This window comes from Kocuria tytonis (genome assembly GCF_003226895.2).
Classification (GTDB): Bacteria; Actinomycetota; Actinomycetes; order Actinomycetales; family Micrococcaceae; genus Kocuria; species Kocuria tytonis.
On the sequence record NZ_PNJG02000001.1, the window covers coordinates 752,504 to 773,836 of the forward strand.

General features: G+C 70.8%; 24 protein-coding genes, 1 other RNA gene and 1 pseudogene. 11 read left to right on the forward strand and 15 right to left on the reverse strand.

All coding sequences use genetic code 11. The annotated features are described in order from the left end of the window. The first annotated feature begins 122 nt into the window (after positions 1-122). Both C1C97_RS03335 and C1C97_RS12745 read left to right on the forward strand, forming a co-directional pair. Complete coding sequence (locus tag C1C97_RS03335; RefSeq protein WP_110920453.1) at positions 123-722, forward strand: GDSL-type esterase/lipase family protein; 600 nt, start codon at positions 123-125, stop codon at positions 720-722. Between the two features lie 100 nt (positions 723-822). Then, the gene (locus tag C1C97_RS12745) at positions 823-897 is read left to right on the forward strand and encodes a 50S ribosomal protein bL37 (protein ID WP_098054049.1); all 75 of its coding nucleotides are present in this window, start codon (positions 823-825) and stop codon (positions 895-897) included. Positions 898-990: 93 nt separating this feature from the next. On the opposite strand, the gene rsrA is transcribed toward C1C97_RS12745, so the two are convergent. Both rsrA and C1C97_RS03345 read right to left on the reverse strand, forming a co-directional pair. Continuing rightward, positions 991-1,257: a mycothiol system anti-sigma-R factor gene (gene rsrA / locus C1C97_RS03340; protein ID WP_110920454.1), complete on the reverse strand. Its 267-nt coding sequence runs from the start codon at positions 1,255-1,257 to the stop codon at positions 991-993. Between the two features lie 3 nt (positions 1,258-1,260). Next, positions 1,261-1,941 (reverse strand): sigma-70 family RNA polymerase sigma factor, encoded by a 681-nt coding sequence (locus tag C1C97_RS03345; RefSeq protein ID WP_110920462.1) that lies wholly within the window; start codon positions 1,939-1,941, stop codon positions 1,261-1,263. Positions 1,942-2,149: 208 nt separating this feature from the next. Here C1C97_RS03345 and C1C97_RS03350 point away from each other — a divergent pair, with 208 nt between their 5' ends. Genes C1C97_RS03350 through hisN form a run of 4 tightly spaced genes read left to right on the forward strand, consistent with a single transcriptional unit; the run spans position 2,150 to position 5,970 of the window. Then, positions 2,150-2,686 carry a DoxX family protein gene (locus tag C1C97_RS03350; protein WP_121029971.1) on the forward strand — a complete coding sequence of 179 codons (537 nt, stop codon included), beginning with the start codon at positions 2,150-2,152 and terminating at the stop codon, positions 2,684-2,686. Positions 2,687-2,701: 15 nt separating this feature from the next. Beyond that, the gene (gene aroA / locus C1C97_RS03355) at positions 2,702-4,045 is read left to right on the forward strand and encodes a 3-phosphoshikimate 1-carboxyvinyltransferase (RefSeq protein WP_110920463.1); all 1,344 of its coding nucleotides are present in this window, start codon (positions 2,702-2,704) and stop codon (positions 4,043-4,045) included. A gap of 4 nt (positions 4,046-4,049) precedes the next feature. Further along, entirely contained in the window at positions 4,050-5,165 is a 1,116-nt protein-coding gene (rsgA, locus tag C1C97_RS03360; RefSeq protein WP_121029973.1) for a ribosome small subunit-dependent GTPase A, read from the forward strand. A 4-nt stretch (positions 5,166-5,169) separates the two neighbouring features. Next, positions 5,170-5,970 carry a histidinol-phosphatase gene (gene hisN, locus C1C97_RS03365; RefSeq protein ID WP_110920457.1) on the forward strand — a complete coding sequence of 267 codons (801 nt, stop codon included), beginning with the start codon at positions 5,170-5,172 and terminating at the stop codon, positions 5,968-5,970. Positions 5,971-6,182: 212 nt separating this feature from the next. Here the strand turns inward: hisN and C1C97_RS03370 are convergent, their stop codons facing one another. After that, positions 6,183-6,986: a DUF4190 domain-containing protein gene (locus tag C1C97_RS03370; protein WP_110920458.1), complete on the reverse strand. Its 804-nt coding sequence runs from the start codon at positions 6,984-6,986 to the stop codon at positions 6,183-6,185. 220 nt (positions 6,987-7,206) lie between these two features. After that, positions 7,207-7,575, reverse strand: a transfer-messenger RNA (tmRNA) gene (gene ssrA / locus C1C97_RS03375). A 375-nt stretch (positions 7,576-7,950) separates the two neighbouring features. Between ssrA and C1C97_RS12700 the strand changes: the two are divergent. Further along, positions 7,951-8,118, forward strand: a pseudogene (locus C1C97_RS12700) (ATP-binding cassette domain-containing protein); the annotation flags it as partial. A 239-nt stretch (positions 8,119-8,357) separates the two neighbouring features. Next, on the forward strand, positions 8,358-9,419 hold the full coding sequence (locus tag C1C97_RS03380; protein ID WP_325048940.1) for an ATP-binding cassette domain-containing protein: 1,062 nt from the start codon (positions 8,358-8,360) through the stop codon (positions 9,417-9,419). Positions 9,420-9,435: 16 nt separating this feature from the next. Here C1C97_RS03380 and smpB read toward each other — a convergent pair whose 3' ends face one another. Then, positions 9,436-9,924 carry an SsrA-binding protein SmpB gene (gene smpB / locus C1C97_RS03385; RefSeq protein ID WP_121029975.1) on the reverse strand — a complete coding sequence of 163 codons (489 nt, stop codon included), beginning with the start codon at positions 9,922-9,924 and terminating at the stop codon, positions 9,436-9,438. An 88-nt stretch (positions 9,925-10,012) separates the two neighbouring features. Beyond that, positions 10,013-11,134, reverse strand: coding sequence for a peptide chain release factor 2 (gene prfB, locus C1C97_RS03390; RefSeq protein WP_121029976.1), 1,122 nt, complete (start codon positions 11,132-11,134; stop codon positions 10,013-10,015). 83 nt (positions 11,135-11,217) lie between these two features. On the opposite strand from prfB, the gene C1C97_RS03395 reads away from it, so the two are divergent. Then, positions 11,218-12,390: a glucose-1-phosphate adenylyltransferase family protein gene (locus C1C97_RS03395; protein ID WP_121029978.1), complete on the forward strand. Its 1,173-nt coding sequence runs from the start codon at positions 11,218-11,220 to the stop codon at positions 12,388-12,390. Positions 12,391-12,436: 46 nt separating this feature from the next. Beyond that, positions 12,437-12,604 (forward strand): hypothetical protein, encoded by a 168-nt coding sequence (locus C1C97_RS12395; RefSeq protein ID WP_199712164.1) that lies wholly within the window; start codon positions 12,437-12,439, stop codon positions 12,602-12,604. A gap of 221 nt (positions 12,605-12,825) precedes the next feature. On the opposite strand, the gene C1C97_RS03400 is transcribed toward C1C97_RS12395, so the two are convergent. The 9 genes from C1C97_RS03400 to C1C97_RS03440 all read right to left on the reverse strand — a co-directional run bounded on the left by C1C97_RS03400 (position 12,826) and on the right by C1C97_RS03440 (position 19,111). Continuing rightward, on the reverse strand, positions 12,826-13,317 hold the full coding sequence (locus tag C1C97_RS03400) for a pilus assembly protein TadG-related protein (RefSeq protein WP_233542692.1): 492 nt from the start codon (positions 13,315-13,317) through the stop codon (positions 12,826-12,828). 74 nt (positions 13,318-13,391) lie between these two features. Further along, positions 13,392-13,766, reverse strand: coding sequence for a hypothetical protein (locus tag C1C97_RS03405; RefSeq protein ID WP_233542693.1), 375 nt, complete (start codon positions 13,764-13,766; stop codon positions 13,392-13,394). A gap of 67 nt (positions 13,767-13,833) precedes the next feature. After that, positions 13,834-14,184 (reverse strand): TadE/TadG family type IV pilus assembly protein, encoded by a 351-nt coding sequence (locus C1C97_RS03410; RefSeq protein WP_110920232.1) that lies wholly within the window; start codon positions 14,182-14,184, stop codon positions 13,834-13,836. A gap of 31 nt (positions 14,185-14,215) precedes the next feature. Continuing rightward, positions 14,216-14,440, reverse strand: a complete 225-nt coding sequence (locus tag C1C97_RS03415) for a hypothetical protein (RefSeq protein WP_110920233.1) — start codon at positions 14,438-14,440, stop codon at positions 14,216-14,218. A gap of 39 nt (positions 14,441-14,479) precedes the next feature. Further along, positions 14,480-15,427: a type II secretion system F family protein gene (locus tag C1C97_RS03420; protein WP_121029980.1), complete on the reverse strand. Its 948-nt coding sequence runs from the start codon at positions 15,425-15,427 to the stop codon at positions 14,480-14,482. Next, a complete protein-coding gene (locus C1C97_RS03425; protein ID WP_121029982.1) occupies positions 15,424-16,281 on the reverse strand; it encodes a type II secretion system F family protein in 858 nt (285 codons plus the stop codon). Before C1C97_RS03425 ends, C1C97_RS03420 begins: the two co-directional genes overlap by 4 nt. Continuing rightward, positions 16,278-17,726: a CpaF family protein gene (locus tag C1C97_RS03430; protein WP_233542694.1), complete on the reverse strand. Its 1,449-nt coding sequence runs from the start codon at positions 17,724-17,726 to the stop codon at positions 16,278-16,280. Before C1C97_RS03430 ends, C1C97_RS03425 begins: the two co-directional genes overlap by 4 nt. Positions 17,727-17,935: 209 nt before the next feature. Next, positions 17,936-18,421, reverse strand: coding sequence for a DUF2304 domain-containing protein (locus C1C97_RS03435; RefSeq protein WP_121029984.1), 486 nt, complete (start codon positions 18,419-18,421; stop codon positions 17,936-17,938). A 15-nt stretch (positions 18,422-18,436) separates the two neighbouring features. Continuing rightward, on the reverse strand, positions 18,437-19,111 hold the full coding sequence (locus C1C97_RS03440; protein WP_110920237.1) for a glycosyltransferase family 2 protein: 675 nt from the start codon (positions 19,109-19,111) through the stop codon (positions 18,437-18,439). 157 nt (positions 19,112-19,268) lie between these two features. Between C1C97_RS03440 and C1C97_RS03445 the strand changes: the two genes are divergently transcribed. Next, entirely contained in the window at positions 19,269-21,299 is a 2,031-nt protein-coding gene (locus C1C97_RS03445; RefSeq protein WP_233542695.1) for a DUF6541 family protein, read from the forward strand. Positions 21,300-21,333: the final 34 nt, after the last annotated feature.

Here is a 21,333-nt window from a genome sequence, read left to right on the forward strand (position 1 = left end):
GGAGCGGAGCCCGGCATGCTCGAGGTGCCGCCCTCCCCGGCCGCCCCGCCGGATCCGACCCGCCCGGGGGCCGTCATCCGTGACGGCCCCCGGGCCCGCAGCAACCCGAAGGATGTAGAAGAGTGGACCACCGCAGGATCCGCATCGTGGCCGTGGGAGACGAACTGCTGGCCGGCGTGGACGACCCCCGCGCGCTCGGCTGGTTCGGCCGAGTCATGGCACGCACCCCCCGGGACGTGGTCCCCGTGGACGCGTACAACCTCGCGGCGCCCGGCGAGGGCAGCGAGACCCTCAACGAACGGTGGTTCGACGAGGCCGCCCGCCGTTTCGACCCCGCGTGCGACAACCGTCTGGTGATCGCACCGTCGGTCCTGGACATCGACCTCGGCATCACCTCGGCCCGGTCCCGGTTGAACATGGCCAACATCGTGGACCAGGCCACGCAGAACAACGTGCAGGTCCTGGTGGTGGGCCCTCCCCCCACGCTGGACCCGCAGCGCAACCGGAAGATCGCGGACCTGTCCGCGGCCTACGGGGACGTCACCACGCGGCGCAACCACGTGTACGTGGACACCTTCAATCCGCTGCAGCACCACGAGCAGTGGCGCAAGGACCTCGCGGCCAACCACGGCACGCCCGGTCAGGCCGGATACGGGCTCATCGCGTGGCTCGTGCTGCACCGCGGCTGGTACGACTGGCTGCAGCTGCCGGAGCCGCGCTGAGCACCTCCGGGTCCACGGGGCGCAGCTCGGCATGAGACCCGCTGCGGAATGTGAGATACTGGCGGACGATGTTCCAGCCAATCACTGCAGGAGGTACATCATGAGCAAGCGTGGACGTAAGCGCAAGGATCGTCGCAAGAACTCGGCAAACCGCGGCAAGCGGCCCAACTCCTGAAGTTCTGCGCACGAACCACGGAACGCCCGCAACCAGCACGGTTGCGGGCGTTCTGCATGTCCGGGGGCCTACCCGGTCGGGGCGCCGCGGCCCTCAGTCCGCGGGGTGCTCGTTGCACTGCGCGTCGATGCGCGCGAGGATCGACCGCTTGAGCTCGTCCGGCGCGCTCTCGCAGCAGGAGCGCTTCATCACGGAGCGGATCACGCACTCCAGGTTGTACTCCCGCTCGCACTCGGGGCAGCCCGTGAGGTGGGCGTGGATCTCCTCGAGGTCCTCGGTGGTCAGGGCGCCGTCCAGGTACTCGTAGATCCGCTGGATGCGTTCGTCGGTGCAGCCGTTGCTGCACGGGTTCTCAGTCATGATTCAGCCTCGATCCTTCACCGGTGCGCCGCCCCTGGCCGACTTGCCGGCCTTGGACGTGTCGAACCCTCTTTCCTGGGCGTAGTCGCCCAATTTCTCGCGCAGAAGCTTGCGGCCACGGTGCAACCGGGACATCACGGTGCCGATGGGCGTGTCCATGATCTCGGAGATCTCCTTGTACGCGAATCCCTCCACGTCCGAGAAGTACACGGCCAGCCGGAACTCCTCGGGCAGGCCCTGCAGCGCACGCTTGACGTCCGAGTCCGGCAGGTGGTCCAGCGCCTCCACCTCCGCGGAGCGCAGACCCGTGGAGGTGTGCGACTCCGCGCGGTGCAGCTGCCAGTCCTCCACGGTGTCCGTGTTGGCCTGGCGCGGTTCGCGCTGGCGCTTGCGGTACAGGTTGATGTACGTGTTCGTGAGGATCCGGTACAGCCAGGCCTTGAGGTTCGTGCCCGGCTTGTACTGGTGGAATGCCGAGAACGCCTTCGTGTAGGCCTCCTGGACCAGGTCCTCGGCGTCGGAGGGGTTGCGCGCCATGCGCAGCGCGGCGGCGTAGAGCTGGTCCACGTACTGCATGGCGTCGCGCTCGAAGCGCTCGCGCCGCTGCTGCGTGGACTCTTCTCCGGCGGGCACCTCTTCGGGGTGCTCCACCGCCTGGGAATCGTGACTTCGGTGATCGTTCATCACGCCCAAGTCTAAGGCGGGGGGCGTCATCCGGGGTCCTCACCTGCTTTCCGTGACCGCACGGGCATCGCGCACGTCCGTGGTGCTTCTGTACACCGTGGATAACACGCACCGCGCGCGCGGGTATTCCCACGGGCACCCCGCACCGCGACCGATAGGATGAGAGCCGTGCCTACCCGGAAATGCCGGGACCACAAGGAGGAGAACCATGAGCATTGTTCGTCGTCTCGCCCGCCCGCTGCTCGCCACCGGTTTCATTGCCGGGGGTGTGGACGCGTTCCGCAACTCGTCGGCCACCGCGCAGCAGCTGGATCCCGTGCTGAAGGCCGTGGAGAGCGCCGCGCCGCAGCTGCGCCCCGTCGTCGCCAACCGCGCGGTGGTGGCCCAGGGCATCGCCGCCGCCCAGGTGACCGCCGCGTCCCTGCTGGCCGTGAGCAAGCTGCCCCGCCTCTCGTCCACCGTGCTGCTGGGCACCACCGTGCTCAACGGCTACACCCAGTACCGTTCCGCGGACGCCGGCACCAAGGAGGGCAAGGCCACCCGCCGCGCCGGTCTGCTCAAGAACGTGTCCCTCGCGGGCGCGGTCATGATCGCCGCCGTGGACACCTCTGGCAACCCGTCCCTCGCGTGGCGCGCCAGCCACCTCGCCGACGACGTCCGCAAGAACGCCGCCAAGGTGGGCAAGGACACCAGGAAGAAGCTGTCCGAGGCCGAGAAGGCCGTCCAGAACGCCGTCTCCCTCTAAGGAGCGGTGCAGCTCGTGACGCGCAGCGGCTTGTCGCACCCCCGGGACCCGGCCCCGTGGCCCGCTCCCTCCACCCACGGGTCACCCGTGAGCGGAACGGTGGCGGTGCCGGGTTCGAAGTCCCTGACCAACCGGTACCTGGTGCTCGCGGCCCTGGCCGCGGGGCCATCGGTGGTGCGCAAGCCGCTGCACTCGCGGGACAGCTCCCTCATGATCGCCGCGCTCGAGGACCTGGGCGCGGTGATCACCCCGCTTCCGGATCCGGGCCCCTTCGGTCCGGATCTGCGGGTGCAGCCCCTGCCGCTTCGACACCCGCTGGACGGCGCCGCCCGCGTCGACTGCGGTCTCGCGGGCACGGTCATGCGCTTCGTCCCGCCCGTGGCGGCCCTGTGCTCCGGCACCGCGGAGTTCGACGGCGACGCCGCCGCGCGCGTGCGTCCCATGGGTCCCGTGGTCCACGGCCTGCGTCAGCTCGGTGTGCACGTGGTGGACGAGGGCCGGGGCACGCTGCCCCTGAGCGTCGTCGGCACCGGGTCCGTGACCGGCGGCACCGTGACGATCGATGCGAGCGGTTCCTCGCAGTTCGTCTCGGCGCTGCTGCTGTCCGCGGTGCGCTTCGAGAGCCCGCTGACCCTGCGCCACGAGGGCACGGGCGGCGGCGTTCCCTCCCTGCCGCACGTGGACATGACCCTCGAGGTGCTGCGCGCCGCGGGCGTCGACGCCCGGCGCGTGAGCGAGCGCGAGTGGCGCGTGAGCCCGTGCGCGGTGCCCGGTCTGGACGTGACGGTGGAACCGGATCTCTCCAACGCCGGGCCCTTCCTCGCCGCCGCCGCCGTCACGGGCGGCACCGTGGGCATTCCCGACTGGCCCGCGCGGACCACGCAGGGCGGTGACCAGTGGCGGCACATCCTGCCCCGCTTCGGCGCGGACGTCTCACTGCACAACGGCACGTTCACCGTGGCCGGTCCCCGCGAGCTGCGCGGCGTGGACCTGGACCTCTCCGAGGCCGGGGAACTCGCTCCCACCGTGGCCGCGCTGTGCGCGCTGGCCACCGGTCCCTCCCGGCTGCGGGGCATCGCCCACCTGCGAGGCCACGAGACCGACCGGCTCGCCGCGCTGCGCAGCGAGCTCAACGCCCTGGGCGGCGACGTCCGGGAGACCGCGGACGGGCTGGTCATCTCCCCCGCCCCCCTGCGCGGCGGGGTGTTCCACAGCTACCACGACCACCGCATGGCCACCGCCGGAGCCATCCTGGGGCTGCGGGTCCCGGGCATCAGCGTGGAGAACATCGCCACCACCGCCAAGACCCTCCCGGAGTTCCCCCGGCTGTGGGCCGAGCTCGTGAACGCGCGGGACTGAGACCGTGGCCGGCAGAACCTGGGACGAGTCCGACGTCCGGATCCGCGCCAACAAGCGCGGCTCACGGCCACGCACCAAGCAGCGCCCGTCCCACGAGGATGCCGTGGTCGCGCGCGTGGTGGCGGTGGACCGCGGCCGCTACACGTGCGTGGTGGCCGAGGACGGACCGCAGCCCCGCACCGTGCTGTGCGTGCGCGCCAAGGAGCTGCGCCGGCAGCCCGTCGTGCCCGGTGACCTGGTGGGCGTGGTGGGTGACGTCACCGGCGCCCCGGACACCCTGGCCCGGATCGTGCGCATCGAACCGCGCTCCACCGTGCTCCGGCGCAGCGCGGACGACACCGACCCCGTGGAGCGCGTGATCGTCGCGAACGCGGACCGGCTCGTGCTCGTGCTGGCGGCAGCCTCCCCCACGCCGCGCACCGGGTTCGTGGACCGCGGGCTGGTGGCCGCGTGGGACGCGGACATCACCCCCGTGGTGTGCATGACCAAGTCCGATCTCGCGGACCCCGCCGAGTTCCTGCGCTACCTGCACGACCTCGACGTGCTCACGATCAGCACCCAGCGGGCCACCGACCGGGGGCAGCGCCCGGAAGCCGGTCTGCACGAGCAGTCGCTGGCCATCTCCGAAGAGTCCCTGAACCGGCTCCGGGACCTGCTGGACGGCCACGTCAGCGTGTTCCTGGGACCGTCCGGGGTGGGCAAGTCCACGCTGGTCAACGCCCTGACCGGGGCCGAGCGCGCCACGGGAGGCGTCAACGACGTCACCGGCCGCGGCCGCCACACCTCGTCCTCCGCCCGGGCCCTCACCGTGCCCGGCACGAGCCCCGGCACCTGGGTGGTGGACACCCCCGGCATCCGCTCCCTGGGTCTGGCCCACGTGGCGGAGGAGGATCTGCTCAACGCCTTCACCGATCTCGTCCCCGCCACCGCCGAGTGCCCGCGAGGGTGTCTGCACACCGCGGACTCCCCCGGCTGCGCCCTCGATGCCTGGGTGCACCGCCCGGAGGCCTCCCCGGCCGCCCCGCACCGGCTGGAGTCGCTGCGCAGGCTGCTGGCGGCGTCGCGCGGGGAGACCCCGCGCGGTGACAGCGAGAAGCGCCTCGGACAAGGGATAACGTAGACCCATGCGAGCACCCAGCAACTACACGGACGACCTCCGCCTGGCCCACATCCTCGCGGACTCCGTGGACGGCCTGACCATGAAGCGGTTCAAGTCCCGCAACCTCACGGTGGAGACCAAACCGGACCTCACCCCCGTGACGGACGCGGACCGGGAGGCCGAGCAGGTGATCCGGGCGCAGCTGGGGCGCGTACGCAACCGTGATGCCGTGATCGGCGAGGAGTTCGGGACCACGGGTTCCGGCGGCCGCCAGTGGGTGGTCGATCCCATCGACGGGACCAAGAACTACGTGCGCGGCGTGCCGGTGTGGGCCACCCTGATCGGGCTCGTGGAGGACGGGCAGGTGGTGCTGGGGGTGGTCTCCGCCCCCGCGCTGAACCGCCGCTGGTGGGCCGCCTCCGGATCCGGGGCCTTCACGGGACGCTCGCTGTCCCAGGCGCAGCGCATCCACGTCTCGTCCGTGGCCACGCTCGCGGACGCCTCCCTGTCCTACTCGTCCCTCACCGGGTGGCGGGACCTCGGCGTGCGGGACCGGTTCGTCGAGCTCACCGACCGGGTGTGGCGCACGCGCGCGTACGGCGACTTCTGGTCCTACTGCCTCGTGGCCGAGGGCGCGGTGGACCTGGCGTGCGAGCCCGAGCTCAACCTGTACGACATGGCCGCCCTCGTGCCCATCGTCACCGAGGCCGGTGGACGCTTCACTTCGCTGGCGGGACAGGACGGTCCGTTCGGTCCCAACGCGCTGGCCAGCAACGGCCTCCTGCACGACGCCGCCCTCGACGTTCTCGGCACACGCGAGAGCTGAGCGCGCCGTCCCACCGGGTGAATCCGCCCGGGCTCCCGAGCGCGCCGTGGGACTTCGGGGTCACGCCCGGTGGGCGGCACCCGGTCCGCCGGGATGGTCGTGGACCATGGGGCGGCATGACGAAGGCCCGTCACCGCTGCGACGAGCGGTGACGGGCCTGCCGTCCTGTGGCCGGTCGCGAGGCACCGGGCCGCACGACCTCGCCCCCGGAATCAGGAGTTCACGGAGTCGTTGAGCGAGTCCTCGATGCACTGCTGGTACTGCGTCTGATCGTTCTGGGTGGCGTACTGGAAGCAGTCGCCCATGGATCCGAAGACCCATGCGAACAGGGCGGCCATGAGAATGCCGCCGATCAGGGCGAGCGCGGACAGCACGATGCCCACGACGGGCAGTGCGGACGAACCCCGGCGGGACTTGCGGATCTTGACCAGCCCCACGATGCCCAGCACCAGGCCCACGAGACCCAGCAGACCGCCCAGTCCGAAGAACCAGAAGGTCAGGATGCCCAGGATGCCCAGCACCAGGGATGCGATGGCCAGGCCCTTGCCCGGCACGGGCCCCTGGTCGTAGCCGTACTGACCCTGACCGTTGTAGCTCTGGCCGTTGTAGCCCTGCTGGTTGTGGTCGTTCTGGTAGTGCGTGGGGTACCCGTTGCCGGACTGGGTGTCGTAACCCTGCTGCACCCCGTAGCCCTGGTTGCCGTACCCGCGCTCGTCCTGGCCCTGGACGCCGTAGTTCTGGCCGCCGTACCCCTGGTCACCGTAGGACTGCTGGCCGTACCGGTCGCCCTGACCGTACTGCTGGTCCCCGTACTGCTGCGAGGCGCCGTACTGCGGGGCGTCGTCCTGGGCCGCGCCGTGCTGAGTACCCCCGTACTGCTGGTCCCCGTACTGGCCGTACTCGGGCTGCTGTCCCGCGGCGCCGCGGAAACCGCCCTCGGAGTGCTGACCGTACTGGGGCTGCTCCCGGTTCGACGCCGAGGAGGACCCCGACTGCTCGTTGGAACGCTCGTTCATGGAAACGCCTGCCTTTCGGTCGTGGTGATCCGTGTCGCCCTCCAGTGTTCCACATCGGCCCACGCGGACCCGTGAGGTGGACCGGCCGCGAAGTGACCCCGGGACAGGCCCGCGTGGCACGCGTCCGATCCCGGGAGCCGGCAGCAACGGACCCGCCACGGCATGAAAAAACACCCCGGACCCGAAGGTCCGAGGTGTTCGTGACGCCCGCGGGCGTCGTCGGTGGAGATGGGGGGAATTGAACCCCCGTCCGATGCAGCATTGTCAGGGCTTCTCCGGGTGCAGTGTGCTGTCAGGTTTCTCAGTCCCGGTCATCTCGCACACGAGTGACCGCCGGACTCAGTCACGTGAAAGTCCCCTGAACGTCCGTGACGTACGTTCAGAGCAGTGACCTTCTAGCTGATGTCAGGTCCCAGGTCGAAGGTGAACCTGGGCTGACAGACTGCTCAGGCTACTTACGCAGCGAGAGCGAAGTCAGTGCGCTTGGATTTGGCACTTATATTTTTTGCAGAGAGCGTTTACGAGATAACTCTGCGTCCTCGACCCGCTTCCCCTGTCTCAACTCACATCGTCGAAACCGATCATCCCCGTATTCATTTTTCAATGAGCTCCCACGGTGCGGTGCGCACTCGGTACACCCTGCCGTGGGTCTCCAAGAGTACGTCCGCGCACGCCCGTCCGTCAACGGCGACCCCTTGCCCCATTCCCCACCGTGCCCTACGGTGGGGCCATGTCCCGATGAGTCCATTGACGAATCCCCGCGCCCGAGGCCCGTGCCCGGCGGGGTCGCGACCATCCGAGGACACCCGTGAACCCACTGCAATCGCCCTTCCCCGTGCCCGGACGCCGGAACGCCTCCGTCCCCACGGCCACGACACCCGGGACTGCGGGCACCCAGCTCGCCGTGGACGGCGTCTCCGCCGCGTTCGGCGCCCACCGCGTCCTCACGAACGTCTCCTTCACGGTGGCGGGCGGCCGGCCCACCGGCCTGATCGGGGAAAACGGCTCGGGCAAGAGCACCCTGCTGCGCATCGCTGCGGGGTTGCAGACGCCTGACGCCGGCACCGTGCGCGCCGTCGGCCCCGGTGGTGCTCCCGTCCGCGTGGGCCTGCTGCACCAGGAACCGCCGTTCGCGCCCCGGGACACCGTGGCCCAGGCCGTGGCGGCCGCGGTGCGGCACGTGCGCGAGGTCGCCCGCGCCGTCGACGACGCCGCACCGGGGAGCTCTCCGGCGGGCAGCGTGCGCGGCTGTCCCTGGCATGGACCCTGCTTTGCGCCCCGGACGTCCTGCTGCTGGATGAGCCCACCAACCACCTGGACGACTCCGCCATCGGGTTCCTCACCACCACGCTGCGGTCCTGGCGCGGTCCGGTGCTCCTCGCGAGCCACGACCGCGCGTTCCTGGACGCCACCGTGACCTCGCTCGTGGACCTGGACCCGGCCCCGCGCCCGCACGCCACCACCGCGGACCTCGTGGGCGACGGAACCGGCACGGGCATCGGCGTGACCCGGTTCAGCGGCACGTACTCGCAGTACGTGCTGGCGCGGCTGGAGGCCCGCGAGCGCTGGGAGTACACCTGGCGGGACGAGCAGGATCAGCTCAAGAAGCTCCGCGCCGCCGTGAAGAACCAGCACACTGTGGGCCACGCGGACTGGACGCCCCGTTCGGAGACCAGGATGGCCAAGAAGTTCTACGCGGACCGCAACGCCGCGGTTGTCTCCCGGCGCGTCAACGACGCCCGCGCCCGGCTCGCCGCGCTGGAGGAGGAGCAGATCCGCAAGCCCCCGCGTGAGCTCTTCTTCCGCGGGCTCACGGCCGCCGACGGCGCCGCGGCGCACCGGTTGCGCGCCTCCGGGCCGGTGCTCAGCGTTGCGAACGCCGCGGTGGCAGGACGGCTGGCCCCCGTCTCGCTGACCGTGGGCGCGGGCGAGAAGTGGCTGCTCACGGGGGCGAACGGCGCGGGGAAGTCCACGCTGCTGCGCCTGTTCACGGGGCAGCTGCACCTCACGAGCGGCTCCGTGCACACCGCGCCCGGCCTGCGTGTGGGCATGCTGGGTCAGGACGACACCGTGGCACATGCCGATCCCACCCGCACCGTGGCAGCGGTCTACCGGGGCCTGGTGGGCGAGGACCGCGCGAACGCCGTGCCGCTGGGCACCTTCGGGCTGCTCGCGGGGCGGGACGAGAACCGGCGGCTGGGCGAACTCAGCGTGGGACAGCGGCGTCGGCTGGCGCTGGCGGCCCTGCTCGCGGACCCGCCGCACGTGCTGCTGCTGGACGAGCCCACCAACCACGTCTCCCTGGTGCTGGCCACGCAGCTGGAGGCGGCGATCCCCGAGTACCCGGGGACCGTCGTCGTGGCCTCGCACGACCGCTGGCTGCGGCGCACGTGGAACGGCCGGCACCTCCGTCTGGAGGCACCGGCCGGGTGACGCGTGGGCCGCGGGCTCAGCCGCGCATGTTGCGGTAGCGCATGGCGCGCTGGGCCTCGCGGTTGTCCTGCTTCTCGCGCAGGGTCTGGCGCTTGTCGTACTCGCGTTTGCCGCGGGCCACCGCGATCTCCACCTTCACCCGTTTGCCGTCCACGAAGTAGAGCGACAGCGGGATGATGGTGTAACCGGCCTCGCGCGTCTTGCCCGCGATCTTGTCCAGCTCGGCGCGGTGCAGCAGCAGCTTGCGACGCCGCCGCGCCGAGTGGTTGGTCCACGAGCCCTGCAGGTACTCCGGGATGTGGGCGTGTTCGAGCCACAGCTCACCGCGGTTGTCGAACTGGCAGAACGCGTCCACCAGGGACGCCCGCCCCATGCGCAGCGACTTCACCTCGGTCCCCATGAGCGCCAGACCGGCCTCGTAGGTGTCGTAGATGGTGTAGTCGTGGCGCGCCTTCTTGTTGTTGGCCACGATCCGGCGGCCGTCATCAGCGTTCTTCTTGGCCATCGGCCTGTTCTTCCCTCACTGCTCCCCCGCCCCGTGCCGCCCGGGTATCGCGCCCTACGGGCGCGGCCGGGAGCGGGCCGGTGGAGTCTCAGTCCTGTTCGTCGTCGCGGCGCACTCCTGCGCGCCAGCGAATGCCTTCGTCGATGAACGAGTCGATCCCGCCGTCGAACACGGAGGACGGGTTGCCCTCTTCGTAGTTGGTGCGCAGGTCCTTGACCATCTGGTACGGGTTCAGCACGTAGGAGCGCATCTGATCGCCCCACGAGGCCTTGACGTCCCCTGCCATCTCCTTCTTCTTGGCGTCCGCCTCTTCCTGGCGCAGCAGGAGCAGGCGGGACTGCAGCACACGCAGCGCGGCGGCGCGGTTCTGGATCTGCGACTTCTCGTTCTGCATGGACACCACGATGCCCGTGGGGATGTGGGTCATGCGCACCGCGGAGTCCGTGGTGTTCACGGACTGACCACCGGGGCCGGAGGAGCGGAACACGTCCACCTTGAGCTCGGTCTCGGGGATCTCCACGGTGTCGTCCGACTCGATGAGCGGGATGACCTCCACCGCGGCGAACGAGGTCTGGCGGCGGCCCTGGTTGTCGAACGGGGAGATGCGCACCAGCCGGTGGGTTCCCGCCTCCACGGACAGCGTGCCGAACGCGTACGGGGCTTTGACCTCGAACGTGGCGGACTTCAGACCGGCCTCCTCCGCGTAGGACGTGTCGAGGACCTTGGTGGGGTACCCGTGACGCTCGGCCCAGCGCAGGTACATGCGCATCAGGATCTCCGCGAAGTCCGCGGCGTCCACGCCACCCGCACCGGAGCGGATGGTGACCACGGCCTCCCGCTCGTCGTACTCGCCCGCCAGCAGGGTCTGGATCTCCAGCTCGGACAGGGCCTTGCGAACGGATTCGAGCTCCACGGCGGAGGCGTCGCGGGTCTCCTGGTCGTCCTCGTCCTCGGCAAGCTCCACCATGACCTCGAGGTCGTCGATGCGGCTCTCGATCTTGGCCAGCCGGTCCACCTTGGACTGCTTGTGGGAGAGCTGGGAGGTGATCTTCTGCGCCTCGTCCGGGTTGTCCCACAGGTCCGGTGCGACCGCCTGCTGCTCGAGCTCCGCGATCTCCTTCTGCAGGGTCTCCGCATCGCTGACCGCCGCCACGGAGTCGTAGGTGGCGCGGAGGGCACGGATTTCTGCAGCGTAGTCAATGGAGGCCATGACAGACCACTTTACGTCATGGCCCGCAGGCCCCGTGAGTCGGTAGGCTCGGGAGCGATCCCCGCCTGGTAAGGAGACTGACGATGGAACGTCCCACCGTGCTCGCACTGGTTCTCGCGGGAGGGAAGGGATCGCGCCTGGGCGCCCTGACCGACCACACCGTCAAGCCCGCGCTGCCCGTGGGCGGCACGTACCGGCTGATCGACATCTCCCTGTCCAACCTGGTGCACTCGCACATCACGGACGTCTGGATGGTGCAGCAGTACCTGCCCCACGACCTCAACTTCTACATGGCCGGCGGGCGGCCGTGGGATCTGGACCGCTCCCACGGCGGGCTGCACGTGCTGCCGCCGTACCAGGGGGCGGACGGCGAGGGCTTCGCCTCCGGCAACTCGGACTCGATCTTCCGCCAGGCCGAACTCATCCGGGAGGCGGACCCGGACCTGGTGCTCGTGCTCTCGGCGGACCACCTCTACACGGTGGACTTCCGGGACGTGGTGGACACGCACCTCACGAAGCGCGCGGACCTCACCATGGTCACCACGCAGGTCTCCGAGGACGCCTCCCGCTACAGCGTGGTGGAGACCGACGAGGCCGGCACCGTCACGCGCTTCGAGTACAAGCCGGAGGAGCCCACGAGCAGCCTGGTGGCCGGAGAGATGTTCCTGTTCGCCACGGACGTGCTGCTGGACTCCCTGACCCACCTCCAGCAGGAGCTCGGGGAACTGGGCGACTACGGCGAGGACCTCATCCCCCACGTCATGGAGCACCACCGGGTGGTGGAGCACCGCCACCTGGGCTACTGGATGGACCTGGGCACCATCCAGTCCTTCTGGACGGCGCAGCAGCAGCTGCTGGACGGGGACGGCGCCACGCTGGACGATCCCGCGTGGCCCATCTGGAGCGGTCAGGCACCCCTGCTCCCCGCCTTCGTCGCCGACGACGCCGCCGTCACCCGCTCGCTCGTGGCACCCGGCTCGCACGTGGCCGGCACGGTGGAGCACTCGGTGATCGGGGAGAACGTGACCGTGGAAGCCGGTGCCGTGGTGCGCAACTGCGTGCTGCTGGACCGCGTGCACGTGGGCCCCGGCGTGGAGCTCGTGAACGTGGTCGCGGACACCGGTGCGCACATCACCGGCGGCTCCCGGCGCGGCTCCTCCCAGCACGTGACCGTGATCGACCGCTCCGGGGCCGTGGCGGACCGCGAGCCCTTCGACACTTCCGCAGCGCTGCCCCGGGACTGGGAGCAGTACTGACCCGGGGACCCTCCCCGCCCCACCCCCACCGAAAGGACTCTTTCCCATGAGCCGCTCCTCCCGCACCACCCTCGGACCCGCCCTGCGGCGTGAGCTGCTGCGCACCGTCCGGCACCAGGCCGTCCGCCGCGCGGGTGGCGTGATCCCGCTGATCGGGCTGTACCGCAGGTACGGCACGGTGCGTCACGTGGTGCGCGCGCTGCGCCGCCGCTGACCGCCCCATTCCCTTGGAGGCAGGGGCGTTCGGGGCGGTCCGCGCGGGAATCCACGCGCGGGGCACCGAAGGCGCGCGCCCGTCGTCGCCGGGCCCGCGTGCGGTGCCCACGGCCGCCGGGAGGGCGCCTGCACGGCCATGTCACCGGCCGTGCCGGGTTGGGTGGATTCCGCGGCGGCGCGTGATCGTGGCGTCGCGGCGCAGGTGTTACCGGTGGCGCGTCAGCGCCGCATCACGGCGCGGGCGTCACCGGTGGCGCTGATCGGCACGCCGGCGGGAACGATGACGTTGACCACTGGTGGATGCACCACCGCGGTGAGGGTGACCTGCGCCGTGGTCCCGTCCGACGACCCGGTGGGCGTGCCGACCGCCAGCCCGCTGACGTCGTGGAACGCGCCCACCGTGCCCAGGTAGCTTGCGGCGGAGCCTGCCACGGCGTCGTTCGTCAGGACGGGTGTGGGTGGGCCGGAACCGGAGCGGTCCACGGTGGTGAACGTGTCGGCCGCGGCGCCCGCGGCCCGGTCCGCGAGGGACTGCAGCTGCCGCGTGCCCACGTAGACGCTCGTGATCGCCAGGACGGTGACCACGAGCAGGAGGGTCACCAGGGCGAAGCCGATCAGCACGATCGTGGTCTGCCCGGAATCCGTGTCCTCCCGCTGCGCAGCGGTGGCCGCGGCCGGCCGGATGCCGGGGCAGGGCCGTGACCGCGACACAGCTCCTGCCCGGGGAGCGGCGGGCCGCACCCCGCCCGGTGCCGGGTGGGCCGCCGGGGTCCGGTTCGAGGCGGTCACGAGTACCGCCCCGCAACGACCGTGACGTCCGCGGTCAGGGTGGCCACCTTCGCGGTCACGAAACCCGGCATGCCCGGCAGGTCCACCGCCAGTGACGCGTGAACGGTGGCCACCGCCCCCGGCGCCTCGCACGAGCCGTCGGAGCAGGAGACGGTCACGGAGAGCTCCTGCGGGGCGAACCCGTGGTCCTGGGCGGCCACCGCGGCGGCGGCGTGGACCCCCGTCCGGTCGAGGTCCTTCGCCTCCAGCACGGACACCGCCTGGCCGGCCTGCTCGGCGGCGGCGACCACGGCGAACGACCCCGCTTGGACGCGCGCCACCGTCACCACGAGGTAGATGATGGGAACGAGCAGCAGCAGTCCGAGACCCACGAACTCCACCACCGCGCTGCCCCGGTCCGCGTCCTCCTCCGCATCCCGTTTCCACTCCCGAACCGCGTCACGAATCCATGTCCACCGCGTGGCCGCTCACCTCCAACGCGCCCGGCGGTCCCACGGCGGCCACCACGGGCAGCGGGGCGAGCACGCGGATCTCCACGGCGGGCAGGGCTCCCGCGCTCGTGCGGGACACCGAGACGTCCCGGGCGTAGCGCTCCCCCACCGTGTCCGCGATGATCCCCCTGGTGCGCTCGACGCCGTCGGCGTCCGTGCGGTCCGCGAGACTCGCGTAGCGCGCCCCGGCTGCGGCGGCGTCGATCAGGGTGTTGCGCACGTGCAGCGCGAAGCCCACCTGCAGGATCATCCCGAACAGCACGATGGCGAGCCCCAGGACCATGACGTACTCCGCCACGGCGTTGCCCGCGTCGGGGTCCGTCCGCGGCTCAGAGACCGGACACGCGGTTGATGGCATCCTGGAACAGCCCCTCCAGCGCGGGCCGCGCGATCAGCAGCAGCCCCGCCACCAGCACCGCGGACATCAGTGTGAGCATCACCCATCCGGGAACGTCCCCGCGGTCGGGATCATCCGGTTCCGCCCCGATCCGTGCGGGCAGGGCCGCGGTGAGCAGCCAGAGGAGCGCGGCGTGGCAGCGCACTAGGTGTTTCATGATCGTCTCCTTAGTCGACGGGTACATCCGATGAACGGTTCAGAAACCCAGGTTGAGCACGGCGAGCCCCGGGAACACCGCGAACATCACGCTCAGCGGGAGGATGAAGAACACCACGGGGACCAGCATGGCAATTTCCTTCTTTCCCGCGACCTCCATCAGCACGCGTTTGTCGTGGTCGCGGACGTCCTGGGCCTGGGCGCGCAGCACGTCCGCGAGGGGCGTTCCGCGTTCGATGGCCACGACGATGCCGTCCACGAACCGGCCCAGGGCCACCACGTCCGTGCGCGCCGAGAAGTCCTGCAGTGCGGTGGCGAGTCCGGATCCCGCACGGGTCTGGGCGAGGACGGCCCGGAACTCCCCCGCGAGCTCCCCCTCCGCCACCCGGCACACTCGTTCTAGTGCACCCACGGCGCTCTCCCCGGCACCCACGGCGAGCGCCATGAGCTCCGCCACCGCGGGGAACTCGGCCAGCATGCGCTTCTCGCGACGGCGGATGCCGCGGCTCAGCTGGTCGTTGCGCAGCCACACTCCGGCCCCGGCTCCGAGGACGGTGCCGACGGCCACGATGGCCACGTTGACGTCCGCCCGCACCGCCAGCGCGATGCCGACGACACTGCCGGCCACCGCCCCGGCCACCCCGGACAGCACCTGCTCCGCCCGGTAGTCCATGACGTCCTTGCGGGATCCGTCCCGGAGCAGCCGACGCGCCAGCACATCGGCGTTCGAGAACAGCGGCGCGGCCCGTTGCAGGACCCACCCCATGGCCACGCTCCCGGCGAGCCCGGTCAGCGACTGCCCGCGGGAGCGACGTGAGGCCCACGAGGTGCCGCCGCTCAGTGCGCTGCTCAGCTCGGCGGCGCGCAGCTGCGGCGCGATCCGATCCGCGAAGCTCGGTGCGCCGACGGCCCTGGCCGCGGTGAGGACGAGCCACAGACCCAGGGCGAGGACCAAGCCGAGGAGCCCGGACAGAAGCGTGAGGTTCATCGCAGCACCCTTCGCTCGGTGGGCAGGGCTCCCAGGCGCAGCATGAGCTGATAGGCCAGCACGGAGACCGCGAGACCTCCCAGGAGCACGACCGCCCCCGCGGGAGTGTTGTAGGCCTGCACCGCCGCGGGCTGCGTGGCCATGAGCGCGAGGATCAACCACGGTGCCGCCACGGACAGCCGTGCCGCGTTGACCGTCCAGGACTGCCGGGCCTCCAGTTCACTGCGGGTCCGCTCGTTCTCGCGCAGGAACTCGGACAGGGTGCCCAGCAGTTTGCCCAGATCGGTTCCACCGACCTCGCGGGTCACCCTCAGGGCTTCCACGATGTTGTCCGCCACCGGGTCCGCGAGCCGCTGCTTGAGCATCGTGAGGGACGCGTGCAGCTGGCCGCTGGCGCGGTAGTCCGCGGCGAAACGGGCGAACGCGGGACGCAGCGGTTCGGGCCCCCGGTACTGCAACTGCATGAGCGCCTCGGGCAGCCCCATGCCGGCCCGGATGGCCGAGCGGAGGTGGTCCACCACGTCCGGCCAGACCTCCCGCAGCACCGCCGTGCGGCGCTTGGCGCGGTGGCCGACGAACCACAGCGGCACGAACAGGGTCACGAGGAACACGCACAGCCCGAAGACCGCGGCGGAGGTGAGCGCCAGGACCAGCACACCGGAGACCACGGCGAGCAGCAGGCTCACCCCGAGCAGGGCCGCTGGTGAGACCCCCGGGAGATCCGCCTGCAGCAGGAGCGTGCGGAACCACCCCGTGCGGGCGTGCCGGGTGCGGGCCACCGGCGGTCGCGTCCAGCACGACCACCACATGAGGAAGACACCGGCACCCAGCACGGCTCCGACCAGGGCGCTCACGAGCCACCTGCTCCGGGGTTGCGCGTCGCACCACCGGTGCCGGGACGCGCACGGGGACGACGGGGCCCACCGGCCACCCCGCGCGCACGGGCACCGGTTCTCGCGGTGCCACCCTCGGGGGTTCCTGTGGCTCGCCCCTTCCGCTCCGGTGCGAGCGGGGTGCGCGGAGCACCGGGCGGTTCCGGCGCCACGACCGGCTCCGCGGCGTCGTCGTGCAGGAGGACCGACGGCACGTACCCCGCGCGCACGAACTTCTCGGCGGAGGGGACCTCGGAGGCCACCGCGCGCAGGACGCCGTCCTGCATCCGGAAGACCGGGTACGTCTCGATGACCCCGTTCTCCACCCGGTTCCCGATTCCCAGGATCTCGACCACGCGGCGGTGCCCCGTGGGATCGCGGTGGCAGTGGACCACCAGGTCGAAGCACGAGGCCACGGTGGGCACCACGAACGCCGAGGAGATGTTCTCGCCCGCGAGCAGGGGCAGGGTGCAGATCTTGGTCACGGCGTCCCGTGCGGAATTGGCGTGCAGGGAGCACATGCCCGGCAGCCCGGCGTTCAGGGCGATCAGCATGTCGAGGCTCTCCGCCTCGCGCACCTCACCCACCACCAGCCGGTCCGGACGCATGCGCAGGGCCTCCTTGACGAGCCGACGCAGCGGGATCTCACCCGTCCCCTCCAGATTGGCCTGCCGGCACTGCATGCCGACGACGTCGCGCAGTGCCACCCGGAGCTCGAAGACCTCCTCCACCGTGACCACGCGTTCCCGCGGCCCGATGGCGGCGCACAGGCAGTTGAGCATCGTGGTCTTGCCGGCCTGGGTGGCACCGGAGACGAGGACGTTCAACCCGGAGTCCACCGCGGCGTGCAGGAAGTGCGCCGCCTGCGTGGTCAGGGACCCCAACCCCACGAGGTCCTCGAGCCGCCGCGCACGGGCCACGAACTTGCGGATGTTCACCGCCCAGTGGCTGCGGGTGATGTCCGGGATCACCACGTGCAGCCGGGAGCCGTCAGGGAGCGAGGCGTCCACGAACGGGGAGCTGAGGTCCAGCCTGCGCCCCGAGGACTTCAGCATCCGCTCCACGAGGGTGCGCACGTGGGACTCGGTGAGCACGAGGCTCGTCAGTTCGGACTCCCCGCCGCGTGCCACGTAGATCTCCGTGGGCCCGTTGAGCCAGATCTCCTCCACCTCGGGATCGTCCAGGTACGGCTGCAGCGGGCCGTACCCGGCCACGAGATCCAGCACGGTCTTGCGCGCGGCGTCCAGATCCTGGATCCGGGGCAGTCCGGCACGGGCCGAGCGGACGTCGTACTCGGAGACCACGGACGCCACGATCTGCCGGGTGGGTTCCACCTCGTGAAGCGGATCCAGGCCGCTGCGGCGGATCTGCTCGCGCACGTCCGCTTCGATCAGTCCGATCGCGTCCTCGGCAACACCCGTGGCCATGGCTCCCCCTGGGGTTCCCCCGAACCCGTTACTGGCTGGTCATCTCTGGGGGAACGCTAGGGGAAATCCCAGGCGGCGGACACGACCACCCCGCGGAACTGTGGATAAACCCGCTGACGTGCGTCGATGCACCCGCCGCACGGCGTCATGTCCGGTCGCAGAATGCATTCGCACAAAACGTGGGATCGGTCACATCCTGGATGCGGGCCTCAGACCGCCGTGGATCCGCCGCGTGCGGAATCACGACCGGACGGGGCAGCTGCGGGTCCGGTGTGGGGTTCGTCGGTCGGACGCGCGGCCGGGGAGGACGCCGCGAAGGTGCGCACCGAGGCGCGGTCCGCGTGGGCGGCGTCGTGCTCCCAGGGCTGCTCCGCCTCCGCGATGGCGATGTGGCGGGCGAGGCGCGTGACGTTGACCTCCTCGTCCCGGCGGCGCTGGGCGGAGGTGTACTGGGTGACCATGAACAGCACCACGAGCGCGTAGAGCACCAGGTCCGTGCCGCGGCCGATGCCCAGTGCGCGGGCCACCTGCGTGACGAGGTCCGGCACCAGGATGGACACGGCCGCGAACAGGAAGAACGCCACGGCGGCCAGCCGGCGGATGGCCTGGTGCTTGGCGTTGGCCCCGCCACGAACGAGCGTGAGGGCGCCGTAGGCCACGGCGAGAATCAGGACGATCTGTACCACGATGGTCATGGGGGTGCGCCTCCGCTACTTCACGAACAGTTCGGCCAGGATGTTCACGCCGTTGAGCAGGGACTGGCCCTTGCCGCGCGAATAGTCGGTGTAGATGATCTCCACGGGGTGCTCCACCCAGCGCGGCTGCAGCTCCGCGAACCGGTTCACGATCTCCGAGGCGTGGGCCATGCGGTTCTGCTTCAGGTGCAGCCTGGCCACGGTGGCGCGGTCGATCGCGCGCAACCCGTTGTGGGCGTCCGAGAGGTCCATTCCGCTCGTGAACCTGGACACGAACGCCGCGGTGCGCAGCACGAGCCGCTTGAGCGTGGAGACCTGGGTGCGGTCGTCCAGGAAGCGCGAACCCAGCACCACCTCGGCCTCACCGCTGCGGATGCGCTGGACCATGTCGTACGCATCGACCACGCGGTGCTGGCCGTCCGAGTCGAAGGTCACCACGCAGTCCATCTCCGGGTCCTGCAGGGCGTACTCGAACCCCGTCTGCAGCGCCGCGCCCTGGCCCAGGTTGATGGGGTGCTGGACCACCACCGCTCCGGCATCCCGGCAGATCCGCGCGGAATCGTCCCGGGAGCCGTCGTCCACGCACACCACGTGCGGGAAGGTCTGCCGGAGAGTGCGCAGGACCTCCCCCACCACTTCGGCCTCGTTGTACACGGGCATCACAATCCACGCTCGACTCACGCGCCCCATTCTCCCACAGGACGGCCCACACACCCGGACCGCCGAGGCTCCCCGTCCCCTCCCAAGATCCTCGGAGTCCACGCCCGCGAACGGGGAGGGTGGCCCGGGGTGCGTCCACTAAACTTCCCACGTACCCGCCCCCCTGCCGTCTGGAGTCACCGGTCCCGTGAGCTGGCTAGAAGCACTTCCCCCGTACGCCCTCGTGGGAATCCTCATGATTCTGCCGGGCGCGCTGCTCAGCGTGGCCCTGGGGCTGCGCGGACTCGCGCGCTGGGCATGCGCGATCCCGCTGTCGGTGGCGGGGTTCGGCGCCTCGGCCGTCGTCTTCGGTCTCGCCGGGGTGCCGTGGAACCCGCTCACGGTGTCCGGTGCGTTCGTGCTGGTGGCGCTGGTGCTGTGGCTCGCCCTGCTTCCCGCCCGACGCCGCATGGTCGGCCCCTGGGCCGGTGCCGTTCCGCTGCGGCAGCGCATCACCTCCACCACCATGGGGCTGTGGTGCGCGGCGGCGCTGGGCATCGGGATCGTGGTGCAGCGCCTGCACCTGATCATCCAGGTGCCGGACGCCTATTCGCAGACGTACGACGCGAACTTCCACTACAACGCCGTGCGGTACATCCACGACACCGGCCACGCCTCCTCCCTGACGCTGGGCGGCTTGGGAGTCGGGGACCCCACCTTCTACCCCGCGGCGTGGCACGACACCGCGGCGTTCGTGACGCAGATGAGCCAGCTGCCGGTGGTGCTCACGGCCAATGCCATGACCATGCTGGTGTGCGGTGTGGCGTGGGTGCTGGGCTGCCTCTACTTCACGACCCGGCTGCTCGGCTCCCGCCCCGCCGTGGCGGTGGCCGCCGGACTGATGGCCTCGAGCTTCCCCACCTTCCCCTATCTGCTGAGCTTCTACGGCAACCTGTATCCCAATGCCATGTCCATCGCGTTCCTGCCCGCGTGGCTGGGACTGCTCGCCGATGCCCTGAACCTCTCCCGGGAGCCCTACCTGCGGTCTCGGACCGCACTGTGGGTGGCCATTCTGGCCGTCACCGGCGCCATGGGCCTGGCGCACCCCTCCACCGTGGTGGTGGGCCTCGCACTGCTCTGGATCATGCTGCTCACGGCGTGGTGGCGCACCGTGCGCCACACCAACCCGTGGTGGCTGAAGGTCCTCGGTGCTGTGGGACTCGTGGCCTGGCTCGCGATCCTGCAGCAGATCTGGTTCGCGGCGCGTGCCAGCCAGACGGCATCCTCGTGGAAGCCCCACGCCACCGAGCCCCAGGCTCTGGGCGAGGCGCTGGCCACCGTCCATCCCAGCGCTCCGCACCTGCCGTGGGCCCTGGTCATCGTGGTGCTCGTGGGTGCGGGCAGCCTGCTGCGGCACACCTCCCGGTGGGTCGTGGGAGCGTGGGCGTTCCTCGTGTGGCTGTACGTGCTCGTGGCGTCCTCCCGCAACGCACACCTGCGCTACGACTGGGCCGGCGTCTGGTACAACGACGACCACCGAATTCTTGCACTGATCCCCGTCGTCGCGGTCCCGATGGCCACCGCGGGTGCCGTGGCCGTCCTGCACTGGGTGGTCTCCCGCGCCCGCCACACCGCGTCCCGAGCGGCCCGCAGCCCCCGCGCCTCGGACGGCGTGCGCACCGCGGCCGCCCGCACCGCGCCTGTCCTCCGCTCGCGGACAGCCGCGGTGGTCGGCGGGATGCTGGCGGTGGTCGTGGGGTGGCAGCTGCTGCAGACCCGGCCCATGACGGACATCGTGGAGTACGGCAAGAGCCAGTACGCGGGCAGCGGGGACTACCCCTACGCACTGGTCTCCCCCGAGGAGCGCGCCCTGCTCGAGGAGCTGCCCGAGTACGTGCCCGAAGACGCGGTGGTCTTCGGCAACCCGCTCACCGGCACGTCGCAGGCGTACGCGGTCTCGGGCACGCAGGTGCTCATCCCCCACAACGGCCTGCCCACGGACCACGAGTCCTCGGTGATCATCCACCACCTGGACGAGCTGACCACGGATCCCGAGGTGTGCCCCGCACTCGAGAAGCACCACGTCCGGTACGTCCTGGACTTCGGCACGCGGCAGGTCAACCCGTACGCGTACTTCGACCCGAAGGGCTACGACCAGCTCACCCCCCAGAACGGCTTCGAACTCGTGGCCCAGACCGGCCCCGAGGCCAAGCTGTACAAGATCACCGGGTGCGACTGAGCCCTTGGGCCCGCCCATGACGACGGCGCCGCGA

Excerpts from the sequence above, each read along its gene's own strand:
- rsrA (WP_110920454.1), bottom strand. The coding sequence starts at position 1,257 with ATGACTGAGAACCCGTGCAGCAACGGCTGCACCGACGAACGCATCCAG.
- C1C97_RS03345 (WP_110920462.1), bottom strand. The coding sequence starts at position 1,941 with ATGAACGATCACCGAAGTCACGATTCCCAGGCGGTGGAGCACCCCGAA.
- C1C97_RS03350 (WP_121029971.1), top strand. The coding sequence starts at position 2,150 with ATGAGCATTGTTCGTCGTCTCGCCCGCCCGCTGCTCGCCACCGGTTTC.
- hisN (WP_110920457.1), top strand. The coding sequence starts at position 5,170 with ATGCGAGCACCCAGCAACTACACGGACGACCTCCGCCTGGCCCACATC.
- C1C97_RS03370 (WP_110920458.1), bottom strand. The coding sequence starts at position 6,986 with ATGAACGAGCGTTCCAACGAGCAGTCGGGGTCCTCCTCGGCGTCGAAC.
- smpB (WP_121029975.1), bottom strand. The coding sequence starts at position 9,924 with ATGGCCAAGAAGAACGCTGATGACGGCCGCCGGATCGTGGCCAACAAC.
- prfB (WP_121029976.1), bottom strand. The coding sequence starts at position 11,134 with ATGGCCTCCATTGACTACGCTGCAGAAATCCGTGCCCTCCGCGCCACC.
- C1C97_RS03395 (WP_121029978.1), top strand. The coding sequence starts at position 11,218 with ATGGAACGTCCCACCGTGCTCGCACTGGTTCTCGCGGGAGGGAAGGGA.
- C1C97_RS12395 (WP_199712164.1), top strand. The coding sequence starts at position 12,437 with ATGAGCCGCTCCTCCCGCACCACCCTCGGACCCGCCCTGCGGCGTGAG.
- C1C97_RS03415 (WP_110920233.1), bottom strand. The coding sequence starts at position 14,440 with ATGAAACACCTAGTGCGCTGCCACGCCGCGCTCCTCTGGCTGCTCACC.
- C1C97_RS03420 (WP_121029980.1), bottom strand. The coding sequence starts at position 15,427 with ATGAACCTCACGCTTCTGTCCGGGCTCCTCGGCTTGGTCCTCGCCCTG.
- C1C97_RS03430 (WP_233542694.1), bottom strand. The coding sequence starts at position 17,726 with ATGGCCACGGGTGTTGCCGAGGACGCGATCGGACTGATCGAAGCGGAC.
- C1C97_RS03435 (WP_121029984.1), bottom strand. The coding sequence starts at position 18,421 with ATGACCATCGTGGTACAGATCGTCCTGATTCTCGCCGTGGCCTACGGC.
- C1C97_RS03440 (WP_110920237.1), bottom strand. The coding sequence starts at position 19,111 with ATGGGGCGCGTGAGTCGAGCGTGGATTGTGATGCCCGTGTACAACGAG.